Annotated in this window: 19 protein-coding genes; 6 read left to right on the plus strand and 13 right to left on the minus strand. The window is 67.4% G+C overall.

Annotated features, from left to right (window positions below; all coding sequences use genetic code 11):
• The first annotated feature begins 78 nt into the window (after window positions 1-78).
• The 5 genes from AC13GF_RS16315 to AC13GF_RS16335 all read left to right on the plus strand — a co-directional run bounded on the left by AC13GF_RS16315 (window position 79) and on the right by AC13GF_RS16335 (window position 6756).
• Window positions 79-468 carry a RidA family protein gene (locus AC13GF_RS16315; protein ID WP_483005312.1) on the plus strand — a complete coding sequence of 130 codons (390 nt, stop codon included), beginning with the start codon at window positions 79-81 and terminating at the stop codon, window positions 466-468.
• Between the two features lie 220 nt (window positions 469-688).
• Complete coding sequence (locus AC13GF_RS16320; RefSeq protein ID WP_006402574.1) at window positions 689-1024, plus strand: hypothetical protein; 336 nt, start codon at window positions 689-691, stop codon at window positions 1022-1024.
• A 56-nt stretch (window positions 1025-1080) separates the two neighbouring features.
• Entirely contained in the window at window positions 1081-2334 is a 1254-nt protein-coding gene (locus AC13GF_RS16325) for a TolC family protein (protein ID WP_108759242.1), read from the plus strand.
• Window positions 2331-3536, plus strand: a complete 1206-nt coding sequence (locus AC13GF_RS16330; RefSeq protein ID WP_126928183.1) for an efflux RND transporter periplasmic adaptor subunit — start codon at window positions 2331-2333, stop codon at window positions 3534-3536. The genes AC13GF_RS16325 and AC13GF_RS16330 overlap by 4 nt, the downstream gene beginning before the upstream one ends.
• Window positions 3537-3546: 10 nt before the next feature.
• Window positions 3547-6756 carry an efflux RND transporter permease subunit gene (locus AC13GF_RS16335; protein ID WP_483005313.1) on the plus strand — a complete coding sequence of 1070 codons (3210 nt, stop codon included), beginning with the start codon at window positions 3547-3549 and terminating at the stop codon, window positions 6754-6756.
• A gap of 133 nt (window positions 6757-6889) precedes the next feature.
• Here the strand turns inward: AC13GF_RS16335 and AC13GF_RS16340 are convergent, their stop codons facing one another.
• The 9 genes from AC13GF_RS16340 to AC13GF_RS16380 form a co-directional block, all read right to left on the minus strand.
• Window positions 6890-8662, minus strand: coding sequence for a DUF885 domain-containing protein (locus AC13GF_RS16340; RefSeq protein ID WP_483005314.1), 1773 nt, complete (start codon window positions 8660-8662; stop codon window positions 6890-6892).
• Window positions 8663-8930: 268 nt separating this feature from the next.
• The gene (locus AC13GF_RS16345; protein ID WP_057500910.1) at window positions 8931-9278 is read right to left on the minus strand and encodes a lipid-A-disaccharide synthase N-terminal domain-containing protein; all 348 of its coding nucleotides are present in this window, start codon (window positions 9276-9278) and stop codon (window positions 8931-8933) included.
• Window positions 9278-10000 (minus strand): glycosyltransferase family 2 protein, encoded by a 723-nt coding sequence (locus tag AC13GF_RS16350; protein WP_483005315.1) that lies wholly within the window; start codon window positions 9998-10000, stop codon window positions 9278-9280. The genes AC13GF_RS16345 and AC13GF_RS16350 overlap by 1 nt, the downstream gene beginning before the upstream one ends.
• An 89-nt stretch (window positions 10001-10089) precedes the next feature.
• A complete protein-coding gene (locus AC13GF_RS16355) occupies window positions 10090-11055 on the minus strand; it encodes an NAD-dependent epimerase/dehydratase family protein (RefSeq protein WP_483005316.1) in 966 nt (321 codons plus the stop codon).
• A gap of 44 nt (window positions 11056-11099) precedes the next feature.
• Entirely contained in the window at window positions 11100-11834 is a 735-nt protein-coding gene (locus AC13GF_RS16360; RefSeq protein WP_483005317.1) for a suppressor of fused domain protein, read from the minus strand.
• A gap of 125 nt (window positions 11835-11959) precedes the next feature.
• Complete coding sequence (locus AC13GF_RS16365) at window positions 11960-12883, minus strand: ParB/RepB/Spo0J family partition protein (RefSeq protein ID WP_019338308.1); 924 nt, start codon at window positions 12881-12883, stop codon at window positions 11960-11962.
• A complete protein-coding gene (locus tag AC13GF_RS16370; protein ID WP_032976776.1) occupies window positions 12883-13680 on the minus strand; it encodes a ParA family protein in 798 nt (265 codons plus the stop codon). Before AC13GF_RS16370 ends, AC13GF_RS16365 begins: the two co-directional genes overlap by 1 nt.
• Before the next feature lie 112 nt (window positions 13681-13792).
• Window positions 13793-14431, minus strand: a complete 639-nt coding sequence (rsmG, locus tag AC13GF_RS16375) for a 16S rRNA (guanine(527)-N(7))-methyltransferase RsmG (protein WP_483005318.1) — start codon at window positions 14429-14431, stop codon at window positions 13793-13795.
• A 39-nt stretch (window positions 14432-14470) separates the two neighbouring features.
• On the minus strand, window positions 14471-15070 hold the full coding sequence (locus AC13GF_RS16380) for a 4'-phosphopantetheinyl transferase family protein (RefSeq protein WP_483005319.1): 600 nt from the start codon (window positions 15068-15070) through the stop codon (window positions 14471-14473).
• An 84-nt stretch (window positions 15071-15154) separates the two neighbouring features.
• On the opposite strand from AC13GF_RS16380, the gene AC13GF_RS16385 reads away from it, so the two are divergent.
• Entirely contained in the window at window positions 15155-15406 is a 252-nt protein-coding gene (locus AC13GF_RS16385) for a GlsB/YeaQ/YmgE family stress response membrane protein (RefSeq protein WP_005411656.1), read from the plus strand.
• 103 nt (window positions 15407-15509) lie between these two features.
• Here AC13GF_RS16385 and xth read toward each other — a convergent pair whose 3' ends face one another.
• From xth to AC13GF_RS16405, 4 genes are all read right to left on the minus strand, one after another.
• On the minus strand, window positions 15510-16292 hold the full coding sequence (gene xth, locus AC13GF_RS16390; protein WP_279947924.1) for an exodeoxyribonuclease III: 783 nt from the start codon (window positions 16290-16292) through the stop codon (window positions 15510-15512).
• 103 nt (window positions 16293-16395) lie between these two features.
• A complete protein-coding gene (locus tag AC13GF_RS16395) occupies window positions 16396-17805 on the minus strand; it encodes a coniferyl aldehyde dehydrogenase (RefSeq protein WP_483005320.1) in 1410 nt (469 codons plus the stop codon).
• Between the two features lie 213 nt (window positions 17806-18018).
• A complete protein-coding gene (locus tag AC13GF_RS16400) occupies window positions 18019-19683 on the minus strand; it encodes an MFS transporter (RefSeq protein ID WP_088435990.1) in 1665 nt (554 codons plus the stop codon).
• Window positions 19684-19777: 94 nt separating this feature from the next.
• The gene (locus AC13GF_RS16405; protein ID WP_483005321.1) at window positions 19778-21205 is read right to left on the minus strand and encodes a DcaP family trimeric outer membrane transporter; all 1428 of its coding nucleotides are present in this window, start codon (window positions 21203-21205) and stop codon (window positions 19778-19780) included.
• Between the last annotated feature and the right edge of the window lie 97 nt (window positions 21206-21302).

Genomic DNA, 21302 nt, shown 5'->3' on the forward strand with positions numbered 1-21302 from the left:
AATCTAGGCCGATCATCGCGGTTTATCCAGACAGCGCTGGCGGGGGAGGATGGTGTTCTCTCCCACGGGATCTTCCCCATGTCACAGCGCGATGTCGTTTTCCCCGCCGGCCGCCAGGCCCTGTACGAGCGCAACCGCTACTCGCCGGCGATCCGATCCAATGGCTTCCTGTTCGTCTCCGGCCAGGTCGGCAGTCGCGAGGACGGCTCGCCCGAGCCGGACTTCGAAACGCAGGTGCGCCGCGCCTTCGAGAATCTCAATGCGGTATTGGCTGCCGCAGGCTGCACGTTCGATGACGTGGTCGACGTGACCGTGTTCCTGGTCGACCCGGAAACGAACTTCCAGAAGGCCTGGGCGATCGTGCCCGAGTACTGGGGCGAGGCGCCGCACCCGACCCTGACCGGCATCGGCGTGACCTGGCTGTACGGGTTCCAGTTCGAGATCAAGGTGATCGCGAAGCTGCCGTGACACGGGTAGTGCCGGCCGCTGGCCGGCAACCTGGTGGGGCCGAAAAGCGTGCCGACCAAGGTCGGCACCCACCAGGGCGGGAGGTCGACACCCACCAAGGCAGGAGGTTGATCCCCACCAAAGCAGGCGACGCGGCCCACCTGAACGGGAGGTTCCGACGAATTCCCGAGGTGGCCATTGATATTGTATCCGGCGAAAACCGCTTGCTAGCCTCCCTTCCATGCGCCGGATCACCCGCCAACTGCGTACGTACCTGATGATGCTGCTGATGGCGGCATTCGTGGTCGTGCCGGTGGCCGACGCACTGGTGTGTGCGGTGGAACCGCATGCCAGCAGCGCCCATGTCGAGTCCCTTGCGGACGATGCAGGCGGTGACAGCGACAGCAAGCACACGGGTGCCTGCACGCATAACCACTGCCATCACTCCACGCTGAGCCTGCCAGCGAACGATTTCGCCGCCTTCGGTACGCCGCTGCCGGCGCGCTGGATGAATGCCGGCGACGTGGCGACCTATGCGGTCGCCCAGGATGAATTGACGCGTCCCCCCCGGGCGTGAGTTGAGCGCGTCCCGCGATTGCGGGCTCCCGTTTCACTCACAACCGGAATCCCCCTATGTCGATCCTGACACCTCGGTCGCCGCGCGCGGCCGGGCTGGTCGTCGCCGTGTTGCTGGGCCTGGCCCCGGCAATGCAGGCGTCGGCACAAGCCGCCCCTTCCTACGACACCCTGCTTGAACGCCTGGACCAGCTGCCCGGCACCCGTGTGGGTACGGCACTGGCCGAGGCCGCCGATGCGCGCGCCGACCAGGCCCGTGCGTTGCCCAACCCTTCCCTTTCCTACTCTGCCGAAAACGCCTGGGGCACCGGCTCCTATGGCGGCATGGGCAAGGCCGATACCGTGCTCACCCTGTCCCAGCCGCTGGAGGTCTGGGGCCAGCGTGGCGCGCGTGTCCGTGCCGCCCGCGCCGAGGCACAGGCGGCCAACCTGCGTGGCGCGCAGAGTCGCAGCGATGTGGCCAGCCAGCTGGCGGTGGTCTACGCACAGGCGGAAAGTGCACTGCGCCGCTACACCCTGGCCGAAGAAGCGCTGACCCTCACCCGCGATGACGCCAACGCCGTCAACGCGATGGTCAAGCAGGGCCGCGAGCCGCAGCTGCGTGCGGTGCAGGCGCAGAGCGAAGTGGCCAACGCCAGTGCTTCACTGGATGAGGCGCAGGCCTTCCGCGATGCCGCGCTGGCCCGCCTGGCCGGTGCCGCGCTGCTGGATGCGCCGGTGCAATCGATCGACGACAGCCTGCTCGACCGGGCGCCGCCGCTGCCGCGCGGCGCCACCGACGTGGCGCTGGCGGTGCGCATCGCCGAAGCCGAAGCCGATGCGGCGGGCAAGCTGGTCGACGTGGAGCGCAAGCGCGCCCTGCCCGACCTCAGCGTCACCGCCGCGCAGACCCGCTTCCGCGAAGGCGGCGAGCGTGCCTACAACCTCGGGGTCAGCCTCAGCATCCCGCTGTTCGACCGCAACCGCGGTGGCATCCGCGCCGCCAATGCCGACCAGCGCGCGGCCGAAGCACGCCTGGACCAGCAGCGCCGCGACAGCGAGGCCGCACGCCTGTCCGCCGTAGCCGGACTGAAAGCCGCCGGCAGCCGTACCCGCGCCGCCGATGAAAGCGTGGTCGCCGCCGAAGAGGCGTATCGCCTGGCCCGCGTCGGCTTCGATGCAGGACGCATCTCGCAGCTGGAACTGCGCAGCACCCGCAGCGCTCTCATCGCCGCCCGCGGCACCGCCGTGGACGCACGCCTGTCGCGCGTCGGCGCGGAAATCGATCTTGCCCGCCTTGAAGGGCGCGCACCTTTTGTGGAGGCCCCATGACTCTCTCCCGTACTTTCCCGCTGATCGGCGGCGTGCTGCTGACCGTCCTGCTGGCCGGCTGCGCTGGCAACGCGCAGACACCTGCAAATGAAGACCCCGCCGCGGCCAAGGCGGGCACCGACGATGGCCATGGCCACGCGACCGACAGCAAGGAAGCCAAGGCGGAAGCCGCCAAGGCCCCCGCTGATGCTGACGAAGGCGTGGTTGCGCTGACCACGGAACAGATCAAGGCCTCCGGTATCGAAGTGGTCGCGATCGGTCGCGGTGGTGGTGGCTCGACCCGGCTGTCCGGCAGGGTCGAGCCCACCGTGGGCGCCCGCGCTTCAGTGGCCTCCACGGTGACCGGCCGCGTCGAGCGCGTGCTGGTCGCGCCGGGCACGGCGGTGAAGCAGAACCAGGCACTGGCCATCGTGGTCAGTGGCGAGGCCGCGGTGTTCCGCGCCAATGCGCTGGCCGCATCGGCCGAAGCCGAAGCCGCGCGCCTGGCCTATGGCCGCGACAAGGCGCTGGTCGACCAGGGCGTGGTCGCCCGCCAGGAAATGGAAACCTCGCGCGCACGTTCGCTGGCGGCACAGGCCCAGGCCGCCGCCGCGCAGGCCCAGGCCGCTGCCAACGGTTCGCCGGACAGCAGCGGTCGCGTGCGCATCACCAGCCCGGTAGCCGGCATCGTCGGCAACGTGCAGGTCACCCCGGGTGGCGTGGTCGCCGCCGGCAGCGCGGTGGCCGACGTCGCCGACCCGACGATGAACGAGCTGGTGTTCACCGCACCGCCGGCGCTGGCCGCACAGGTCACGCCCGGCATGAAGCTGGAAGTGAGCGTGCCGGGTGGCAGCTTCACCGCCACCGTCACCGGTTCGGCCGCCGATGTGCGCCAGCAGGGCGGCGTCGCGGTGATCCGTGCCACGCCGGTGGATGCTTCGCTGCCGCCGGCCGGTTCGCCGGTATCGGCCGTGGTCGTCACTGAAGGCCAGGACGGCTCGCTCAGCGTGCCGGCCGATGCGGTGCAGAACGTCGATGGCAGCAGTGCAGTGTTCGTCGCTGTCGAAGGCGGCTTCAAGGTGCAGCCGGTTCTTGCTGGCCGTCGCGCCGGTGACCGCATCGAGATCCTCGGTGGCCTGACCGGCAGCGAGCGCATCGTTGGCAGCAACGCCTTCCTGCTCAAGGCCGAACTGGCCAAGGGCGAAGCCGAGCACGGCCACTGAGGAGGCGACCATGTTCAAGCTGATCATTGAAACAGCGGTGCGCCACCGCTGGCTGGTGGTGTTCATGGCCGCGCTGATCGCCGCCGTGGGCCTGTTCCAGCTGGGCAAGCTGCCGATCGACGCGGTGCCGGACATCACCAACCGCCAGGTACAGATCAACACGGTGGCACCGGCGCTGACGCCCGAACAGATCGAGCGGCAGGTGACCTATCCGCTGGAAACCGCGCTGGCCGGCATTCCCGGCCTGACCACCACGCGTTCGCTGTCGCGCAATGGCTTCTCGCAGGTGACCGCGATATTCACCGATGCGACCGACATCTACTTCGCCCGCCAGCAGGTGGCCGAGCGCATGCGCGAGGCCTCCGAAGACCTGCCCGATGGCGCGTCGCCGATGCTGTCGCCGGTCACCACCGGCCTCGGCGAGGTGCTGATGTGGACGGTGGACTTCACTGCGTTCGATCCGGCCAAACTGGCCAAACCCGGTGAAGCGGGTTGGCAGGCCGGCGAGGTCTACCGCACGCCGGAAGGCAACCTGCTGCGTACCCCCGAAGAACGTGCGACCTACCTGCGCACCGTGCAGGACTGGATCATCGCGCCGCAGATGCGTTCCAGCCCGGGGCTGGCCGGCGTCGATACGGTCGGCGGCTATGTAAAGGAATACGGCGTGCATCCGGACAGCGCCAGACTGGCCGCGCACGGCCTCGGCCTGGCCGACCTGGTCACTGCCCTGCAGCGTTCCAACGTGCAGGCCGGTGCCGGTTTTGTACAGCGTGCCGGCGAGGGCCTGGTGGTACGTGCCGATGGCCTGGCGCTGACCACCGACGATCTGGCACAGGCCCCGGTGGCGACCCGCAATGGCGTGGTGGTGCGCGTGGCCGATGTGGCCGACGTCGATCTGAGCCGCGCGCCGCGCCTGGGCGCGGCCAGCCGCAACGGCCATGAAGCCGTGCTCGGTACCGCGCTGATGATTGCCGGTGGCAACAGCCGCACCGTGGCGCAGGCCGCTGCGGCGCGCCTGGAACAGGTGAACAAGTCGCTGCCGGCCGACATCGTGGCCGCGCCGGTGCTGGACCGCAGCGTGCTGGTCAATTCCACCATCAAGACCGTGGCCAAGAACCTCACCGAGGGCGCGCTGCTGGTGGTGGTGGTGCTGTTCCTGCTGCTGGGCAACCTGCGTGCAGCGACGATCACCGCGCTGGTGATTCCGCTGTCGTTCCTGTTCGCAGTGATCGGCATGAACCGCTTCGGCATCAGCGGCAACCTGATGAGCCTGGGCGCGCTGGACTTCGGCATCCTGGTGGACGGTGCGGTGATCGTGGTCGAGTCGACGCTGCTGATGCTGGGCCAGCGCCGCGCCGAACTGGGCCGTGCGCTGACCGCGATGGAGCGCCTGCGCGTGGCCGCCGATTCGGCGATGAAGATGGCGCGCCCTGCGGCGTTCGGACAGTTGATCATCCTGTTGGTGTTCGCGCCGATCCTCACGCTGGAAGGTGTGGAGGGCAAGACGTTCCACCCGATGGCGGCGACCTTCATGCTGGCCCTGGTGGGTGCCTTCATCTTCTCCTTCACCTTCGTGCCGGCGATGGCCGCGCTGCTGGTGCGCGAGCCCAAGGTGAAGGACGGCGACGCGCATGCGGACGACGGCGAGCACGAAACCAAGCTGATCCGCGTGCTGCGTGCGCGCATCGAACCGGTGGTGCGCAAGGCCGTGGCGCATCCGCGCACGGTGCTGGCCGGTGCGGTGATGATGGTGGTGGTGGGCATCGGTTCGTTCTCGCTGCTGGGCCGCGAGTTCATGCCGACGCTGGACGAAGGCAACGTGGCGATGCAGGCCCTGCGCGTGCCGTCGACCTCGCTGGAACAGTCGCTGGCGATGCAGCTGGCACTGGAAAAGGCGATCGCCAAGCAGCCGGAAGTGGAGACCGTGTTCTCGCGTACCGGTACCGCCGAGGCGGCCATCGACCCGATGCCGACCAATATCTCCGACAGCGTGATCGTGCTGAAGCCGCGCAAGGACTGGCCCGATCCGAAGCTGGACAAGGAGGCATTGGTGGCGCGCTTTGAAAAGCTGGCCGGGCAGCAGCTGGGCAACAGCTTCGAGTTCAGCCAGCCGATCGAACTGCGCTTCAACGAGCTGATTTCCGGCGTGCGTACCGACCTGGCGGTGATGATCTTCGGCGATGACTTCAGCCAGCTGCAGAAGGTGGCCGACCAGGTGGCGCTGAAGCTGCGTGCGGTGGATGGCGCGGCCGACGTGCGGGTGGAGCAGATCTCCGGCCTGCCGACGCTCAACGTGGCGATCGACCACGTGGCGGCGGCGCAGTACGGCCTGACTGCTGCGGACGTCAGCGATGCACTGTCCACCGGCATTGGTGGCACGGCGGCCGGCAAGATCTTCGAAGGTGATCGCCGCTTCAACGTGGTGGTACGCCTGGACGATGCCTCGCGCAACGATCCGGACCAGCTGGCCTCGCTGCCGATTGCTACGCCCTCGGGGTTGGTGATTCCGTTGTCATCGGTAGCGCGCATCACGGTGAGCGAAGGGCCGAACCAGATCAGCCGCAACAACGGCAGCCGCCGCGTGGTGGTGCAGGCCAACGTGCGCGGTCGCGATCTGGGCGGTTTCGTCGGCGAGGCGCAGGCGGCGGTGGCCGACGTGGCGCTGCCGCCGGGTGCCTACCTGACCTGGGGTGGCCAGTTCGAGAACCTGCAGCGCGCGGAGAAGCGACTGGCAACGGTGGTGCCGGTGGTGTTCCTGCTGATCGGCAGCCTGCTGTTCATGGCCCTGCGCAGTGGCAAGGAGGCCATTCTGGTGTTCAGCTGCGTGCCGTTGGCGCTGGTCGGCGGCATCCTCGCGCTGCTGCTGCGGGGCATGCCGTTCTCGGTGTCGGCGGCGGTTGGCTTCATCGCCGTCTCCGGCGTGGCCACGTTGAACGGCCTGGTACTGATGCAGGCGATCCGCGAGCGGCTGGATGCCGGCGACCTGCCGATGATGGCGGCGATCAACGGTGCCTCCAGCCGTATCCGCGCGGTGCTGACCACCGCGCTGGTGGCGATCGTCGGCTTCATTCCGATGGCGATTGCCAGCGGTTCCGGCGCGGAGGTGCAGAAGCCGCTGGCGACGGTGGTGATCGGTGGCCTGATCACCGCCACCGTGCTGACCCTGCTGGTGCTGCCGACCTTCGCTGCACGGGTGGCCAAGCCGCGGGCGGTGGGCTGAAAGACCACGGGGTCGGATCCTGTGATCCGACCCCGTTTCCCGGTCCGAGGGAGTGCCGGCCGCTGGCCGGCAATGTCGAACGATTGCGGTGCGTGCAGGTTGCCGGCCAGCGGCCGGCACTACCCGGTAGCGGTCAGGCCTTCTTGCGTTCGGCGATGTAGGCCTGGATCTGCTGTTCCAGCACCGGCAGCGGCACCGAGCCCTGCTTGAGCAGGGTGTCGTGGAAGCCCTTGATGTCGAACTTGTCGCCCAGTTCCTTCTCGGCCTGCGCACGCAGGCGCACGATGGCGATCTCGCCCAGCTTGTAGCTCAGCGCCTGGCCCGGCCAGGAAATGTAGCGGTCCACTTCGGTGGTCACTTCATGCTCGCTCAGCGCGGTGTGGTCGCGCAGGTAGGCCAGCGCCTGCTCGCGGGTCCAGCCCTTGCTGTGCACGCCGGTGTCGATCACCAGGCGCGTGGCGCGCCACATCTCGTAGGTCAGGCGGCCGAAATCCTCGTAGGGGGTTTCGTAGATGCCCATTTCCACGCCCAGCTTCTCGCAGTACAGCGCCCAGCCTTCGCCATAGGCGGAGATGTAGGCGTTGCGGCGGAACTCGGGCAGGTTCTTCTGCTCGGCGGCGATGGCGCCCTGCAGCGCGTGGCCCGGATCGGACTCATGCAGGGTCAGTGCCGGCAGGTTGTACAGCGGGCGCGACGGCAGGTTGTAGGTGTTGAGCCAGTAGGTGCCCATGCCACCGCGGCCGGCGGTCCAGAACGGGGCGATGTCCGGCGGCACCGGCACGATGGTGAAGCGCGCGCGCGGCAGCGTCATGTACTTGCCAAGCTGGCCATCGGCCCGCTTGGAGATCCACGCGGCACGCGACAACAGCTCTTCCGGCGTCTTGGCGTAGAACTGCGGATCGGTACGCAGGAAGGTGAGGAACTCGGCGAAGCTGCCCTTGAACTTCACCTGCTTGATGATGTCGTTCATTTCCTTCTGGATGCGTGCGACTTCATCCAGGCCGATGCGATGGATCTCGTCCGGCGACAGGTCCAGCGTGGTGTATTCGTGGATCTGCTGTTTGTAGTACGCCTTGCCATCTGGCATCGCTTCGGCGGCCAGGGTGGTACGCGCCTGCGGCACGTACTCGTTGACGAAGAAGGTGCGCAGCTGCTGGAACGCCGGTACCACCTTGCCGCTGATCGCTTCACGCGCCTGTGCCTGCAGCCTGGCCTGTTCGGCGGCCGGAATGCTGTTGGGCAGTTTCTTGAACGGCGCGTACAGCGGCGATTCGGTCGGGTCCTTCAGTTCGGCGACGGTGGCGATGGAGACCTCGCGGCCATCGAGCACGGCACGCGGCACGCTGAAGCCACGCTTCAGGCCGGCACGCATGTTCTCGGTCTGCTGGCCGAAGTAGCGCGGCACATCGTTCAGCCGTGCGATGTAGTTCTGGTAGTCCTGCACGGTCTTCATCTCGCGCCGGGCCATGAAGGACAGGTTGGACCAGAACGAGGAGTCGGCGTTGAACGGCATCTCGTAGCCGCGCAGGCGCGTCTCTTCGGCCAGGTTGAACACCTGGTCGCGGTAGATCGCGTAGTTGACCTGGTTGTCGGGCGACAGGGTCTTCGGGTCGATCTTCTTCAGCGCGGCGAGGGTCTCGTCCCACACCTTCAGGCGAGCCTGCTGCGCGGCCGGGCCGATGTCGGGCATGCGGGTGGCATTGGCCGGGGCGTCCTCGTCCTCACTGGCCTCGCCGCCACCTTGCTGGCGCCACTTCCATTCTTTCTCGTACAGCGCGCGGAAGGCGGCATCGGCGGGCGATTCGGCGGCCACGCTGGCCGGTGCGGCGGTGGCGGGCGACGCGGCCAGGGCCACAGCGGGGGCGGACAGGGCGATCAAAAGGGCAACGGCAAGACGGGTTTTCACGAGCACAGGTTCCCGGGAAGGCAGACCCTGATGATGGCACCGCCCACGGCCCGTGGCATGGGACGAAGGTCCTGCCTGCAACGCAGACCGGGGCCCGGGTAGCGGCCAACCTAGGTTGGCCCCCCCAAAGCCAGCGCCGACCAAGGTCGGCGTCTACCGTAGCGTGGCCGCGAGGCACGCAGTAGATCCACGCCATGCGTGGATGCGCCGGGCCCCGATACACCTGTGCCGACCAAGGTCGGCACCTACAGGATGGGCCCCGCAGGCCTCAGTGGCTCGCCTTGTCCCGCTTCCAGCCCCGGTGCTTGATGTCCAGCTGCAGGCTGTACAGCGCGGTGAACGCCGGGAACAGGTTCTGCAGCACCCCCACCGAGTCCTGCTTGGCCGAGAACAGGAAGTAGCTCAGCGTCATCAGGCTGCCGACCACGCTCATGTACCAGAACAGCCGCGGGATCACCGGCTTGCCCGCACGCTTGGACGCGACGAACTGGACCAGCCAGCGGCCACCGAACATCAGCGCGCCGGTATAGCCGATCAGCTTCCAGCCGGTCACATGCAGGCCAGTCCAGTACAGCCAGGTCAGCGGCTGGTCGAGCCAGTGCAGTTCCAGGCCCATCACCGCTCTTCCACCGCAGTGCGCTTGCTGCGGGTGATCAGCCAGGCCACGCCGCGCAGGTCACGGATGCCGACCAGCGCACGGCCCAGGTTGTTGTACTTGGAGACGCCGGCGGTGCGGTGGCGGTGGTTGACCGGCACACTGGTGGTCTTCCAGCCGGCACGCTGCATCAGCGCCGGCAGGTAGCGGTGCATGTGGTCGAAGTACGGCAGGTCGAGGAACGCGCTGCGCTCGAACAGCTTGATGCCGCAGCCGGTGTCAGGCGTGTCATCGCGCAGCATGCGCGCGCGGATGGCGTTGGCCCACTTGCTGGCCCAGCGCTTGCTGCCGCTGTCCTGGCGGTTGACCCGCCAGCCGGCGAACAGCTTCACCTGCGCCTCAGCCGCATCGCGCGCGGCCAGCAGCTTGGGAATGTCGGCCGGATCATTCTGCCCGTCGCCATCGAGGGTCGCGATCCACGGCGCACGTGCGTGCTTGACGCCGGTGCGCACGGCGGTGCTCTGCCCGCTCTGGTCCACGTGGTGCAGCACCCGCAGTTCCGGCGTGGTCGCCTTCAGGCCCTGCAGCACCGCCAGGGTGTCATCGCGCGAGTGGTCGTCGATGTAGACGATCTCGAACGGCAGCAGTCCACGCAGTGCAGCGGTGATTTCGGCAACCAGCGGGGCGACATTGTCGCGTTCGTTGAACACCGGGACGACAACGGAAAGCTCGGGTTGGCTCATAAGGCACTCGGCCAAAGGGGGACAAAGACCGCGCATTCTCCGAAGCCGAGGTTATCCGAAGATGAATCCGGCTGTGTGAGGATCCGTCCTCAGGCGCGATCGCCAAAATACTCGCGGCACCATTGCACGACGGGGGGCAACCCTTCTTCGATCGGGGTCACCGCGTCGAAGCCGAATGCGTCATGGGCGCGCCGGGTATCGGCCATCGTGCGCACCATGTCGCCCGGCTGCATCGGCTTGTAGACCTTCTGCGCGGGGCGACCGGCGGCCTGCTCGATCACGCTGATGAAGCGCTCCAGCTCGACCGGCGTATGGTTGCCGAGGTTGAACACCCGGTGCGGTACCGGACCATCGGCCGGATGCGCGAGCGCGCCGAGAATACCCGACACGATGTCGGAGACATGTGTGAAATCACGCTGCATGCGGCCTTCGTTGAACACGTCGATCGGCCGCCCGGCCAGCACCGCGCGCGAGAACAGCAGCGGTGCCATGTCCGGCCGGCCCCACGGGCCATACACGGTGAAGAAGCGCAGGCCGGTGGCATGCAGGCCGTACAGCTGCGCGTAGGTGTAGGCCATCAGCTCATTGGCCGCCTTGGTCGCTGCGTACAGCGAGCGCGGCTGGTCCACGCGCTGGTCCTCGGAGAACGGCGGTGTGGCCGAATCGCCGTAGACCGAGCTGCTGGAGGCATAGACCAGGTGCTGCACGCCACGGTGGCGGCACAGTTCGAGCATGTTGACGAAGCCGACCAGGTTGCTGTCGACGTAGGCGTGCGGGTTTTCCAGCGAATAGCGCACGCCGGCCTGCGCGGCCAGGTGGATCACCGCAGTCGGCTGCACTTCGTCGAACAGTGCCGCCAGGCCCTGCTGGTCGGTCAGGTCCAGGGTACGCAGGTCCAGCGCCGGGCACAGCGCGGCCACGCGGTCGCGCTTGATCTGCGGGTCGTAGTAGTCGTTGAAGTTGTCCAGGCCGACCACGGGCTGGCCGGCCTCCAGCAGCGCGCGGGCGGTGGAGGCACCGATGAAGCCGGCAGCGCCGGTGAGCAGGATGGTCATGACAGGGGCCTGGAAACGAAGTTCAGGCCCCGATGTTACCGGTCTCAGAACAAACCGAAACGCTTCTTCGCCACGTTGGTGCGGCCGGGTTCGATCACGTCCTGGATGTTCTTCGCATCGAAGCGGTCGAGCAGCGCCTCGGCGCCCTTCTTCAGCTTCAGGTCCATCTCTTCCGGGTACAGCGGAACCAGGCTCATGAAGCTGATGGTCCTGCCGTTCTCCAGCGCCAGCGTGGCGAAGTCCTCCGGGGCGGTCACCGGCGACAGCACGATGGCACCGTCGAAACCCACGCCCGGCGCGTAGGGCTCGCTGGGATGGCCGTTGGGAATGGTGTGGCCGAAGCCCAGCCAGGTGTCGTATTCGTGCGGCAGCCGCGCCATGCCCTTCAGCAGGCGCACCGGCCAGTAGTTGCGTTCGTCCTCGAAGGCGTCCTGCGTGATCGGCCAGTCGGCCGGCAGCGTCACCATCAGCTCCATGTAGCGCGGTACGTCTTCATCCACCTCGGCGGGCACGGTCATCGGCAGGTCGCTCATGCCGGAGGTGACCAGGCGCAGGTACGGGCAGTGTTCATTGGCCGGCACCACGTGCACGTCGATGTGCACCAGGTCGGAGATGATCTCGTGGAAGACACCGGACACCGGGCCCAGATGGCGTTCGAGGTGGGCGCTGATTGCCTCGATGTGCTGTTCTTCGCCGATGGCGAGCGCGAAGTCCTTTTCGCGGCGATGTACCAGTATCTGGGTGCCGTCCGGGCTGACGTCTTCGAATGCGTTGCTCATGTCCTGTTCCCTGGATGAGGCCACGGACCGGAGAGCAGTGCATCCCCCGGCACGCGCGGCGGTGCGTTCCCTGTCATCTGCAGGACGCGGCGGGAACAGGCCGCACCCCTGGCGCTGCGCCGGGCTCAGCCCTGGCGCGTACGCAGTTTTTCCAGCACGCCGTCCAGGGTGTCCAGATCGGTGTAGTGGATGATCAGCTTGCCCTTGCCGCCACGGCCGTGGCTGATCGCCACCTTGGCACCCAGCGCTTCGGACAGTTCGGTTTCCAGCGAGGCGATGTCGGCCTGCTGCACCTTCGGCGTGGCCACCGGGCGGTTGCTCGGCACCTTGCCGGCGGCGAAGGCCTGCGCACGGCGCTCGACTTCACGCACCGACCAACCCTCATCGGCCGCTTCCTGCGCCAGCTTGCCGGCCAGCTCGGGGGCCAGGGTCAGCAGCGCGCGGGCGTGGCCCATTTCCAGGCGGCGGGTTTCCAGCAGCAGGCGGATCGCCACCGGCAGCTCCAGCAGGCGCAGCAGGTTGGACACCGCTGCGCGCGAGCGGCCGACGGCCTCGGCGGCCTCGGCATGGGTCAGGGTGAATTCGCTGATCAGGCGCTGCAGCGCCTCGGCTTCTTCCAGCGGGTTGAGATCTTCGCGCTGGATGTTCTCGATCAGCGCCATCGCGATGACGGTGCGGTCTTCCAGCTCGCGCACCACCACCGGCACTTCGTCCAGGCCGGCCAGCTGCGATGCGCGCCAGCGGCGCTCACCGGCGACGATTTCGTAGTTGCCCGCCGGCAGCTGGCGCACCAGGATCGGCTGGATCACGCCCTGCGACTTGATCGAGTCGGCCAGCTCGGACAGCTTGCCCTCGTCCATCTCCCGGCGCGGCTGGTACTTGCCCGGCTGCAGCTGGCCCACGGCCAGCTTGCGCAGCACTTCACCCGGCAGCGGCTCGATCACCGCGGTGGTGGCCTGCACCTGGCTGACCGCCCCCTTGGGACCCAGCAGCGCGTCCAGGCCACGGCCGAGGCCTCGCTTCTTGGCTGCCGGCTTGCTGCTGGTCATCAGACGGTCTCCACGGCCTTGCTGGCCTTGTTGCGTTCGTTGTTGCGGCGGATGATCTCGCCGGCCAGGCCCAGGTAGGCCACGCCACCGCGCGAGGCGCGGTCGTAGCCGACGATGCTCTGGCCATGGCTGGGCGCCTCGGCCAGGCGCACGTTGCGCGGCACGATGGTGCGGAACACGCGGTCACCGAAGTGCTCGGTGAGCTCGGCCGAGACCGCGTTGGCCAGGTTGTTGCGCACGTCGAACATGGTGCGCAGCACGCCTTCGATCTCCAGCGCCGGGTTGAGGTTGGCACGCAGCGCTTCGATGGTTTCCACCAGCGCGCTCAGGCCTTCCAGCGCGTAGTACTCGCACTGCATCGGCACGATCACCGAATCGGCGGCGGCCAGTGCGTTGAGCGTCAGCAGCGACAGCGCCGGCGGACAGTCGATCAGGATGTAGTCGTACTCGTCGCGGATCGGTGCCAGCGCGCGCTTCAGCCGCTGCTCGCGCTCGCTCTGCGCCATCAGCTGGATCTCGGCCGCGGTCAGGTCGATGTTACCGGGCAGCAGGTCGTAACCTTCGGCGGTCTGCACGCGCACATCGGCGGCGCTGGACTCGCCCAGCAGCAGATCGTAGGTGGAGGAGACCAGCTCACGCTTGTCCACGCCACTGCCCATGGTCGCGTTGCCCTGCGAATCCAGGTCGACCAACAGCACGCGCTTGGGTGCGTTGGCCAGGGAAGCGGCCAGGTTGACGGCGGTCGTGGTCTTGCCGACGCCACCCTTCTGGTTGGCGATGGCGATGATGCGGGCCATGCGGGTGTGCCTCGTCGACGTGTGCTGGGACCGGTCATTATGCGTACAACCGGCCCCTTGCGGAAATCGTGAATCGCCAACCCGTTGTTCCACAAGGGGCTGGCGGCGGGAATCAGGGACCTGTAACAGTGACCAGATGGCGTTCGCCGGCCAGGCCGGGCACGCTCAGCGGGGTCACCTCACGCACCTGCCAGCCAGCCGGCAGGTCCGCGATCTCCTCATGCGGGTAGACGCCCTTCATGGCCAGCAGCACGCCGCCGGGGCGCAGCAGGTGGCCGCCGACGCGGACGATGCCGGCCAGGGTGTCCATCGCGCGCGCGGTCAGCTGGTCGTAACGGCCGGCCTCGTCCAGCGCCTCGGCGCGCGATTCGGCCACGCGGGCGTTGTCCAGGCCGAGCTGGCGCACGGCCTCGCGCATGAAGCGCGCCTTCTTGCCGTTGCTCTCGACCAGGGTGACCTGCAGGCCCGGGCAGGCGATCGCCAGCGGGATGCCGGGCAGCCCGGGGCCGGTACCGAGGTCGGCCAGGCTGCCATCAGCCACGAACGGCTGCATTGCCAGCGAATCGAGCAGGTGGCGGGTGACCATCTCCTGCGGGTCGCGGATGGCGGTGAGGTTGTAGGTGCCGTTCCAGCGGTGCAGCAGGGCCAGGTAGCGCAGCAGCGGCGGCGCCAGCGCGGCGTCCAGGCCCATGCTGGCCAGGCCCTGTTCCAGCGTGGCATCCACGCTGGCGGGAAGTGGGTGTTCGCTCATGCCGCCATTATCGCCGGTTTTGCGCGCTGATTCCCCGCTTCAGTGCGGATACCAGGCCAATGCCGCACGGAACTGGCCGCTGGCCTGCCATTCGTGCAGGTGCCAGCGCGCGGCCTCGCCCAGTTCCGGGTCGCACCAGCGCAGATGCAGGGCACCATCGGCCCCCGGCGCCAGCTGCAGCCGGTGCAGGCCGAACGAGATGCCCTGGCCATGCGCCTTCAGGATGGCCTCCTTGACGCACCACACGCGGAAGAACCAGTGCTCGCGCCCGGCCTCGTCCAGGCTCTGCAGCCAGGCCACCTCCTCGGGGTGGAAGAAGCGCTGCACGATCTCCAGCAGGCGCGGCCGCGGCCGCAGCAGCTCCAGGTCCACGCCCAGCCGCACGCCTTCGCCCAGCGCCACCAGCAGCACCTCGCCGCTGTGGCTCCAGCCGGTGCCGTAATGGGCCAGTGCGCCGCTCAGTTCCGGCCGGCCCTTGTCATCGCGGACCAGCGGCAGCGTCTCCGGGGCGGTACCCAATGCCTGCGCCAGCACCTGCCGCGCCTGCGGCTCACCGCGGTGGCCCGGCACGTGCGGGCAGCGCCAGACCGTCACCGGACCGAAGCGCCACGGGCCATCGAGGGTGGCTGGCAGGCTCATCCGCACGCGCCCATCACGCAATTCCACGACGGGTTCACAGCCCTGCGCGTCAACTGGTCACAGTTCCCCACCGGAGGTTCGATCATGGGCATCATCATCTGGCTGATCGTCGGCGGCATCGTAGGCTGGCTGGCCAGCATCATCATGAAGCGCGATGCCCAGCAGGGCATCATCCTCAACATCGTGGTCGGCATCGTCGGCGCGCTGATTTCCGGCTGGCTGTTCGGCGGCGGCATCAACGAAGCGATCACCATCCGCACCTTCCTGTTCTCGCTGATCGGTGCGGTGATCCTGCTGGCGATCGTCAACCTGTTCACCCGCAAGAGCATACGCTGACGCGGCAGTCGTGCCGGCCGCTGGCCGGCAGACGCATCACAACGGGCCCGGCAATCGTCGGGCCCCGTTCTGTAGAGTCGAGCTTGCTCGACTGCATGGGAGATCAGTCGAGCAAGCTCGACTCTACTTCCACCCACGCCGGCGCATGGTCGCTCGGGCGTTCCCAGGTACGCGGCTCACGGTCGATGCCCGAGGCCACCGCACTGCCCTTCAGCGCGTCGGAGACCAGGGTCAGGTCGATGCGCAGGCCCAGGTTGCGGCGGAAGCCGGCTGCACGGTAATCCCACCAGCTGAAGGTGCCCGCCTCGTCATTGTGCAGGCGGAAGCCATCGTGCAGGCCCAGCTGCAGCAGCTTGTTGAGTGCGCCGCGCTCGGCGGTGGAGGTCAGGATGTGGTTTTCGTTCCACACCTCCGGGTCGTGCACGTCGCGTGCGTCCGGGGCGATGTTGAAATCGCCCATCACGATCAGCTTCGGGTGGCGCTGCAGTTCTTCGGCAATCCAGGCGTGCACCGCCTCGAGCCAGCGCAGCTTGTAGTCGTACTTGTCGGTGCCGATGTCCTGGCCGTTGACCACGTACAGGTTGATCACCCGCAGGTCGCCGAAGGTACCAGCGATGACACGCTTCTGCTCGTCCTCGAAACCGGGAATGCCGATCTGCACGTCCTGCGCCGGCTCACGCGACAGCAGCGCCACGCCGTTGTAGGTCTTCTGGCCGGCGAACACGCTGCGATAGCCCGCGGCGATCAGCGCCGAATCGGGGAACTTGTGGTCCTCCAGCTTGGTTTCCTGGATACCGACGATGTCCGGGCCGAACTCCTTGAGCCACTGCTCCAGGTGCGGCAGGCGGACATTGAGCGAATTGACGTTCCACGAGGCGATCTTCATGGGGGCATTCTAACCGGGTGGGCTGGCCCGGTAGTGCCGGCCGCTGGCCGGCAACCCCATGAACCCTCGGCGAGACCCTGCATTTGCCGGCCAGCGGCCGACACTACCGAAGCAGCAGCTTCAACAACCCCGCAATCTTCGAATATGGCGGCCGCAGCCGGTCACTGGCCGCCCAGCGCGACTGCCACAGCACCGGCAGCCGCTTGCTCATCGCATCGAACCCGGCACGGCCGTGGTACGCGCCCATGCCGCTGGCCCCCACCCCACCGAACGGCAGGCCATCGGCGGCGAAGTGCAGCAGGGTGTCATTCACCGTCACCCCACCGGCCACCACCTGGCCGAGGATGCGTTCCACCGTCGCCGTGTCGTGGCTGAAGGGATACAGCGCCAGCGGCCGGTCACGGGACAGCACCTCGGCCAGCGCCGCCTCCAGATCCGGATAGGCGCGTACCGGCAGGATCGGCCCGAAGATCTCCTCGCGCATCAGGTCCAGGTCGTCCGGCGGGTCCAGCACCACGGTCGGCACCAGCAGGCGCTCGCGGTCGGCGCGCGCGTCATCCACCTGCGCCAGCGGAATGACCGGCACACCGCGTTCGCGCGCCTGCGTCAGATAGCCCTGCAGGCGCCGGTACTGGCCTTCGTTGATGATGCGCGTGTAGTCGTCGGCGCTGCTGAAATCACCGTAGCGCTCGTGTATCTGCTGCTGCAGCGCCTGCACGAACTCACGCTGGCGCACGGTATCGATCAGCACGTAATCCGGCGCGATGCAGGTCTGCCCGGCGTTGAACCACTTGCCAGTGGCCAGCCGCGCTGCGGCTTTATCCAGCGGGAAATCGCGACAGACAATCGCCGGCGACTTGCCGCCCAGTTCCAGCGTGACCGGTACCAGATGCTCGGCCGCGGCCGCCATCACCTTGCGACCGACGGCCGTCGAGCCGGTGAACAGCAGATGGTCCAGCGGCAGCGACGACACCGCCGCCGCCACGTCCGCCCCGCCCTGCACCACCGCCACCCGATCGGGCGGGAACACGCTGGCCAGCAGATCGGACAGGAACGCGCTGGTGCGCGGCGTGTGTTCGGAGGGCTTCAACAGCACGTGGTTGCCGGCGGCAATCGCGGTGACCAGCGGCACCAGCGCCAGCGTGACCGGGTAGTTCCAGGGCGAGATCACCCCGACCACGCCCAGCGGCGTCGGCCGCAGCTGCGCGCGCGCCGGCCACAGCCGCCAACCGGCACCGACGCGCTGCGGCTTCGACCAGCGCCGCAGGTGGCGGCGCAGGTGGTCGATGGCCGACAGCACACTCATCCCATCGGCCAGTTTCGATTCAACGTGGGCGCGATGGCCGAAGTCCTCGGCGATGGCCTGCGCCATTTCGTCCAAGCGCGGCTTCAATGCCTCGCGCAGGCGGCGCAGGTCATTCTCGCGCTGGTCGAGCGAAGGGCGCTGGGCCTGCCAGGTGCTGCGCAGGGTGTGCAGGATGGCGGGGAGGTCTGCCGGCGTGGTGGTGGTCATAGGCTGACTATACGGCGTGCTGCGCAACGCAATGGTAGTGCCGGCCGCTGGCCGGCAACGGCTTCATGTCCGCGGAGATTCATGAGGTTGCCGGCCAGCGGCCGGCACTACCGGAATGCGAGCCGAGTGGGCACGGCCCACAAACAGAAAGGCCGCGGTCTGCACCGCGGCCCCTGAAACCCGATGGGTGCCGACCGTTGGTCGGCACACCGGTTACTTGGTGATATCCACGTCCTTGGTCTCGCGCAGGAACAGGCCACCGATCACCACCGACATCAGCGCGATGATGATGGGGTACCACAGGCCGTAGTACAGGTTGCCGGTACCGGCCACCAGCGCGAACGAGATCGCCGGCAGGAAGCCACCGAACCAGCCGTTGCCGATGTGGTACGGCAGCGACATCGAGGTGTATCGGATGCGGGTCGGGAACAGTTCGACCAGGTAGGCGGCGATCGGGCCGTAGACCATGGTCACGTACAGCACCAGCAGCCACAGCATGAAAATGGTGCCGGCGATGTTGATGCGGGCGCCATCGGCCTTGGCCGGGTAGCCGGCGGTGGTCAGGGCGGTCTTCAGTTCCGCACCGAACGCATCGGCCTTGGCCTTGCCTTCTTCCTTGGTCAGGCCGGCGGCCTCATACGAGGTAACGCTGGCACTGCCCACGTTCACCATCGCCAGCGAACCGGCGGCGGCAGGCTGCACGTCGTACGGCACACCGGCCTTGGTCAGCGCGGCAGTGGCCACGTCGCAGGAGCTGGTGAACTTGCGCAGGCCCACCGGATCGAACTGGAACGAGCAGGTGTTCGGATCGGCCACAACCAGGGCCGGCGAACTGCTGCGGGCTTCTTCGATGGCCGGGTTGGCGAAGTGGGTCAGGCCCTTGAAGATCGGGATGTAGGTAACAGCCGCCAGCAGGCAGCCGGCCAGGATGATCTTCTTGCGGCCGATGCGGTCGGACAGCCAGCCGAAGAAGATGAAGAACGGCACGCCCAGCGCCAGCGCGGCCGCGATCAGCAGGTAGGAGGTGGTGGCATCGACCTTCAGCATGCTGCTGAGGAAGAACAGCGCATAGAACTGGCCGCCGTACCAGACCACGGCCTGGCCGGCCGCGGCGCCGAGCAGGACCAGCAGCATCAGCTTCAGGTTGCCGCCCTTCAGGCTGTCACGGAACGGGGTCTTGGAACCCTTGCCCTCGGACTTCATCTGCTGGAACAGCGGCGACTCGCTCAGCTGCAGGCGGATCCACACGGACACGCCCAGCAGCAGGATCGAGACCAGGAACGGAATGCGCCAGCCCCAGGCTTCGAAGGCTTCGTTGCCGAGGAAGTAACGGCAGGCCAGGATGATCAGCAGCGACATGAACAGGCCGAGCGTGGCGGTGCACTGGATGAAGCTGGTGTACAGGCCACGCTTGTCGTCCGGCGCGTGCTCAGCCACGTAGGTGGCGGCACCGCCGTACTCACCGCCCATCGCCAGGCCCTGGGCCAGGCGCAGGATGATCAGGATCACCGGTGCGGCGAAACCGATCGAAGCGTAGTTGGGCAGCACGCCGACCAGGAAGGTCGAGATGCCCATGATCAGGATGGTGACCAGGAACGTGTATTTGCGGCCGATGCGGTCGCCGAGGCTGCCGAAGAAGGCCGCGCCGAACGGACGCACGAAGAAGCCGGCGGCGAACGCCAGCAGGGCGAAGATCATGCCCGTGGTTTCATTGACGCCACTGAAGAACTGCTTGGCGATGATGGCCGCGAGCGAGCCGTACAGGAAGAAGTCATACCATTCGAACACCGTGCCGAGGCTCGAGGCGAAAATGACTTTCTTGTGGCCCTTGGTCAGGGTGCCCGCCGCATTGTGCGGGCTTGATGCAGTGCTGGACATAAGACGCTTCCCCTCCGAAGCAATCGTTGTTGGTGGGTGCCGACCGTTGGTCGGCACACAATCTCTGTAGGTGCCGACCTTGGTCGGCACTCATTTAGAAGCTGTATTTCGTGGTGAACTGCAATCGGGTGATGTCACCCTTGTTGCCGTTCTCCACTTCGCGACGGCCGTACATCAGCTCGGCACCGATATCGACCTTGGGCAGCGGCGAGTAGAAGATGTTGCCGCGGATGCTCTGCACGCTCTTGGTCACCAGCGGGCCGAGGATGCTGTCGTTGTCGTAGTCGCTGCGCGCGTAGATCAGGTTGGTGCGCAGCTTCGACGAGAACGAATGCCGCCAGCCCACGTAGCCGGCAAGCACGCCGGTCGGGTTGAGCTCGTCGCGGGCCACGTCGTAGGCACTGTCGGCGGTGATGCCCAGGCCGATGTAGCGGGCGATGCCTTCGCCGCCGGTCAGCTGGTAGTGCAGCGAATCGCTGTCACCCATCACCCACTTGCCGCCCAGGGTCAGGCCGCCAGCCACCTTGTCGGCCTTGGCACCGGTGGCCTGGTTGTCGACCTTCAGCTGACGGACGATGCCGCCGACACCGAAGGTGCCCCAGTCGCCCTTCCAGCCATAGCGCATGGTCAGATCGGGCAGGCTGCCACGGTCGGAGTTGGCGCTGGCGTTGGTCCACGCGCCGGTGACCGGATTGCGGGTACCGGTGAGGGTGGTGGTTTCCGGGTTTTCCAGCGCGACGCTGAAGCCGCCCTGGGTGTAGCGCACCTGAGCCTGGCGCACGAAGATCACGCCGTCGGTGGGGCCGACGAAGTCGACCGCTTCCGGCAGTGCGGCCGCGTCCATGAAGTTGGACCAGGTCTGGCCGGCCATCCAGTTGTTCCAGTACATGTAGGCGTGGCGCAGGGTCACACCGTAGGTATTGGTGGCGGTCTGGTTGCCCAGCGAGTTGCCGAAGAAGTCCATCTCGAAGAACGCACCGGCCTTGTTGCCCGATTCGCTCACGTTGTCGATGCCCAGGTTGAAGCGCGAGAACTTGGCGTGGGCATTGAAGTCGGTGCCCGAACGCTTGCCGCTGCCACCGGCGCCTTCCACCGGGGTCTGGCCCGGCAGGTACAGCGAGCGGCCGGTAGCGTCGTCGGCCAACTGGCCATCGCTGGTCTGGGTGGCCAGGAAGTCGGCCTTGATGAAGCCGCCGATCTTGACCGTGGTACCCGGCGCGGCGCCCGGGGTGATGGTGGTGACCTGGATCGGCTGCTTGCCGGCCGGCACCTGTGCGACCGGCTTCTGCTCGGCCTGCACCGTGCGGACTTCGGTCACCGCCTGCTGGGTCTGGCTGATCTGGGTCTGTTGTTGTTGCTGCGAAGACAGCAGCAGCTGGACCTGGCGTTCCAGTTCGGCAACGCGTGCTTCCAGTGCTTTCTCCTTGGCGGTCTCTGCGAACGCCATGCCCGGTGCGACCAGGGCGACCAACAGGCAGGCCGCCAAAGGTTTGCGCACGGCTTTCAACGTACGGTGGCTCATGTTGCCCTCTCTCCCAAGTGGCAAGGTGATGCCGCGCGTGGGGCACGGTCGAGCCGAGACTGCGGGGCGTTCACGCACAGCGGCTATTGGCCATTGG

This window comes from Stenotrophomonas sp. 22LJNL06-5-1 (assembly GCF_056861455.1).

Excerpts from the sequence above, each read along its gene's own strand:
- AC13GF_RS16395 (WP_483005320.1), bottom strand. The coding sequence starts at position 17,805 with ATGACCACCACCACGCCGGCAGACCTCCCCGCCATCCTGCACACCCTG.
- AC13GF_RS16360 (WP_483005317.1), bottom strand. The coding sequence starts at position 11,834 with ATGAGCAACGCATTCGAAGACGTCAGCCCGGACGGCACCCAGATACTG.
- AC13GF_RS16325 (WP_108759242.1), top strand. The coding sequence starts at position 1,081 with ATGTCGATCCTGACACCTCGGTCGCCGCGCGCGGCCGGGCTGGTCGTC.
- AC13GF_RS16335 (WP_483005313.1), top strand. The coding sequence starts at position 3,547 with ATGTTCAAGCTGATCATTGAAACAGCGGTGCGCCACCGCTGGCTGGTG.
- AC13GF_RS16320 (WP_006402574.1), top strand. The coding sequence starts at position 689 with ATGCGCCGGATCACCCGCCAACTGCGTACGTACCTGATGATGCTGCTG.
- AC13GF_RS16315 (WP_483005312.1), top strand. The coding sequence starts at position 79 with ATGTCACAGCGCGATGTCGTTTTCCCCGCCGGCCGCCAGGCCCTGTAC.
- xth (WP_279947924.1), bottom strand. The coding sequence starts at position 16,292 with ATGAAGATCGCCTCGTGGAACGTCAATTCGCTCAATGTCCGCCTGCCG.
- AC13GF_RS16370 (WP_032976776.1), bottom strand. The coding sequence starts at position 13,680 with ATGGCCCGCATCATCGCCATCGCCAACCAGAAGGGTGGCGTCGGCAAG.
- AC13GF_RS16400 (WP_088435990.1), bottom strand. The coding sequence starts at position 19,683 with ATGTCCAGCACTGCATCAAGCCCGCACAATGCGGCGGGCACCCTGACC.
- rsmG (WP_483005318.1), bottom strand. The coding sequence starts at position 14,431 with ATGAGCGAACACCCACTTCCCGCCAGCGTGGATGCCACGCTGGAACAG.
- AC13GF_RS16345 (WP_057500910.1), bottom strand. The coding sequence starts at position 9,278 with ATGGGCCTGGAACTGCACTGGCTCGACCAGCCGCTGACCTGGCTGTAC.
- AC13GF_RS16385 (WP_005411656.1), top strand. The coding sequence starts at position 15,155 with ATGGGCATCATCATCTGGCTGATCGTCGGCGGCATCGTAGGCTGGCTG.
- AC13GF_RS16380 (WP_483005319.1), bottom strand. The coding sequence starts at position 15,070 with ATGAGCCTGCCAGCCACCCTCGATGGCCCGTGGCGCTTCGGTCCGGTG.
- AC13GF_RS16350 (WP_483005315.1), bottom strand. The coding sequence starts at position 10,000 with ATGAGCCAACCCGAGCTTTCCGTTGTCGTCCCGGTGTTCAACGAACGC.
- AC13GF_RS16365 (WP_019338308.1), bottom strand. The coding sequence starts at position 12,883 with ATGACCAGCAGCAAGCCGGCAGCCAAGAAGCGAGGCCTCGGCCGTGGC.
- AC13GF_RS16355 (WP_483005316.1), bottom strand. The coding sequence starts at position 11,055 with ATGACCATCCTGCTCACCGGCGCTGCCGGCTTCATCGGTGCCTCCACC.
- AC13GF_RS16330 (WP_126928183.1), top strand. The coding sequence starts at position 2,331 with ATGACTCTCTCCCGTACTTTCCCGCTGATCGGCGGCGTGCTGCTGACC.
- AC13GF_RS16405 (WP_483005321.1), bottom strand. The coding sequence starts at position 21,205 with ATGAGCCACCGTACGTTGAAAGCCGTGCGCAAACCTTTGGCGGCCTGC.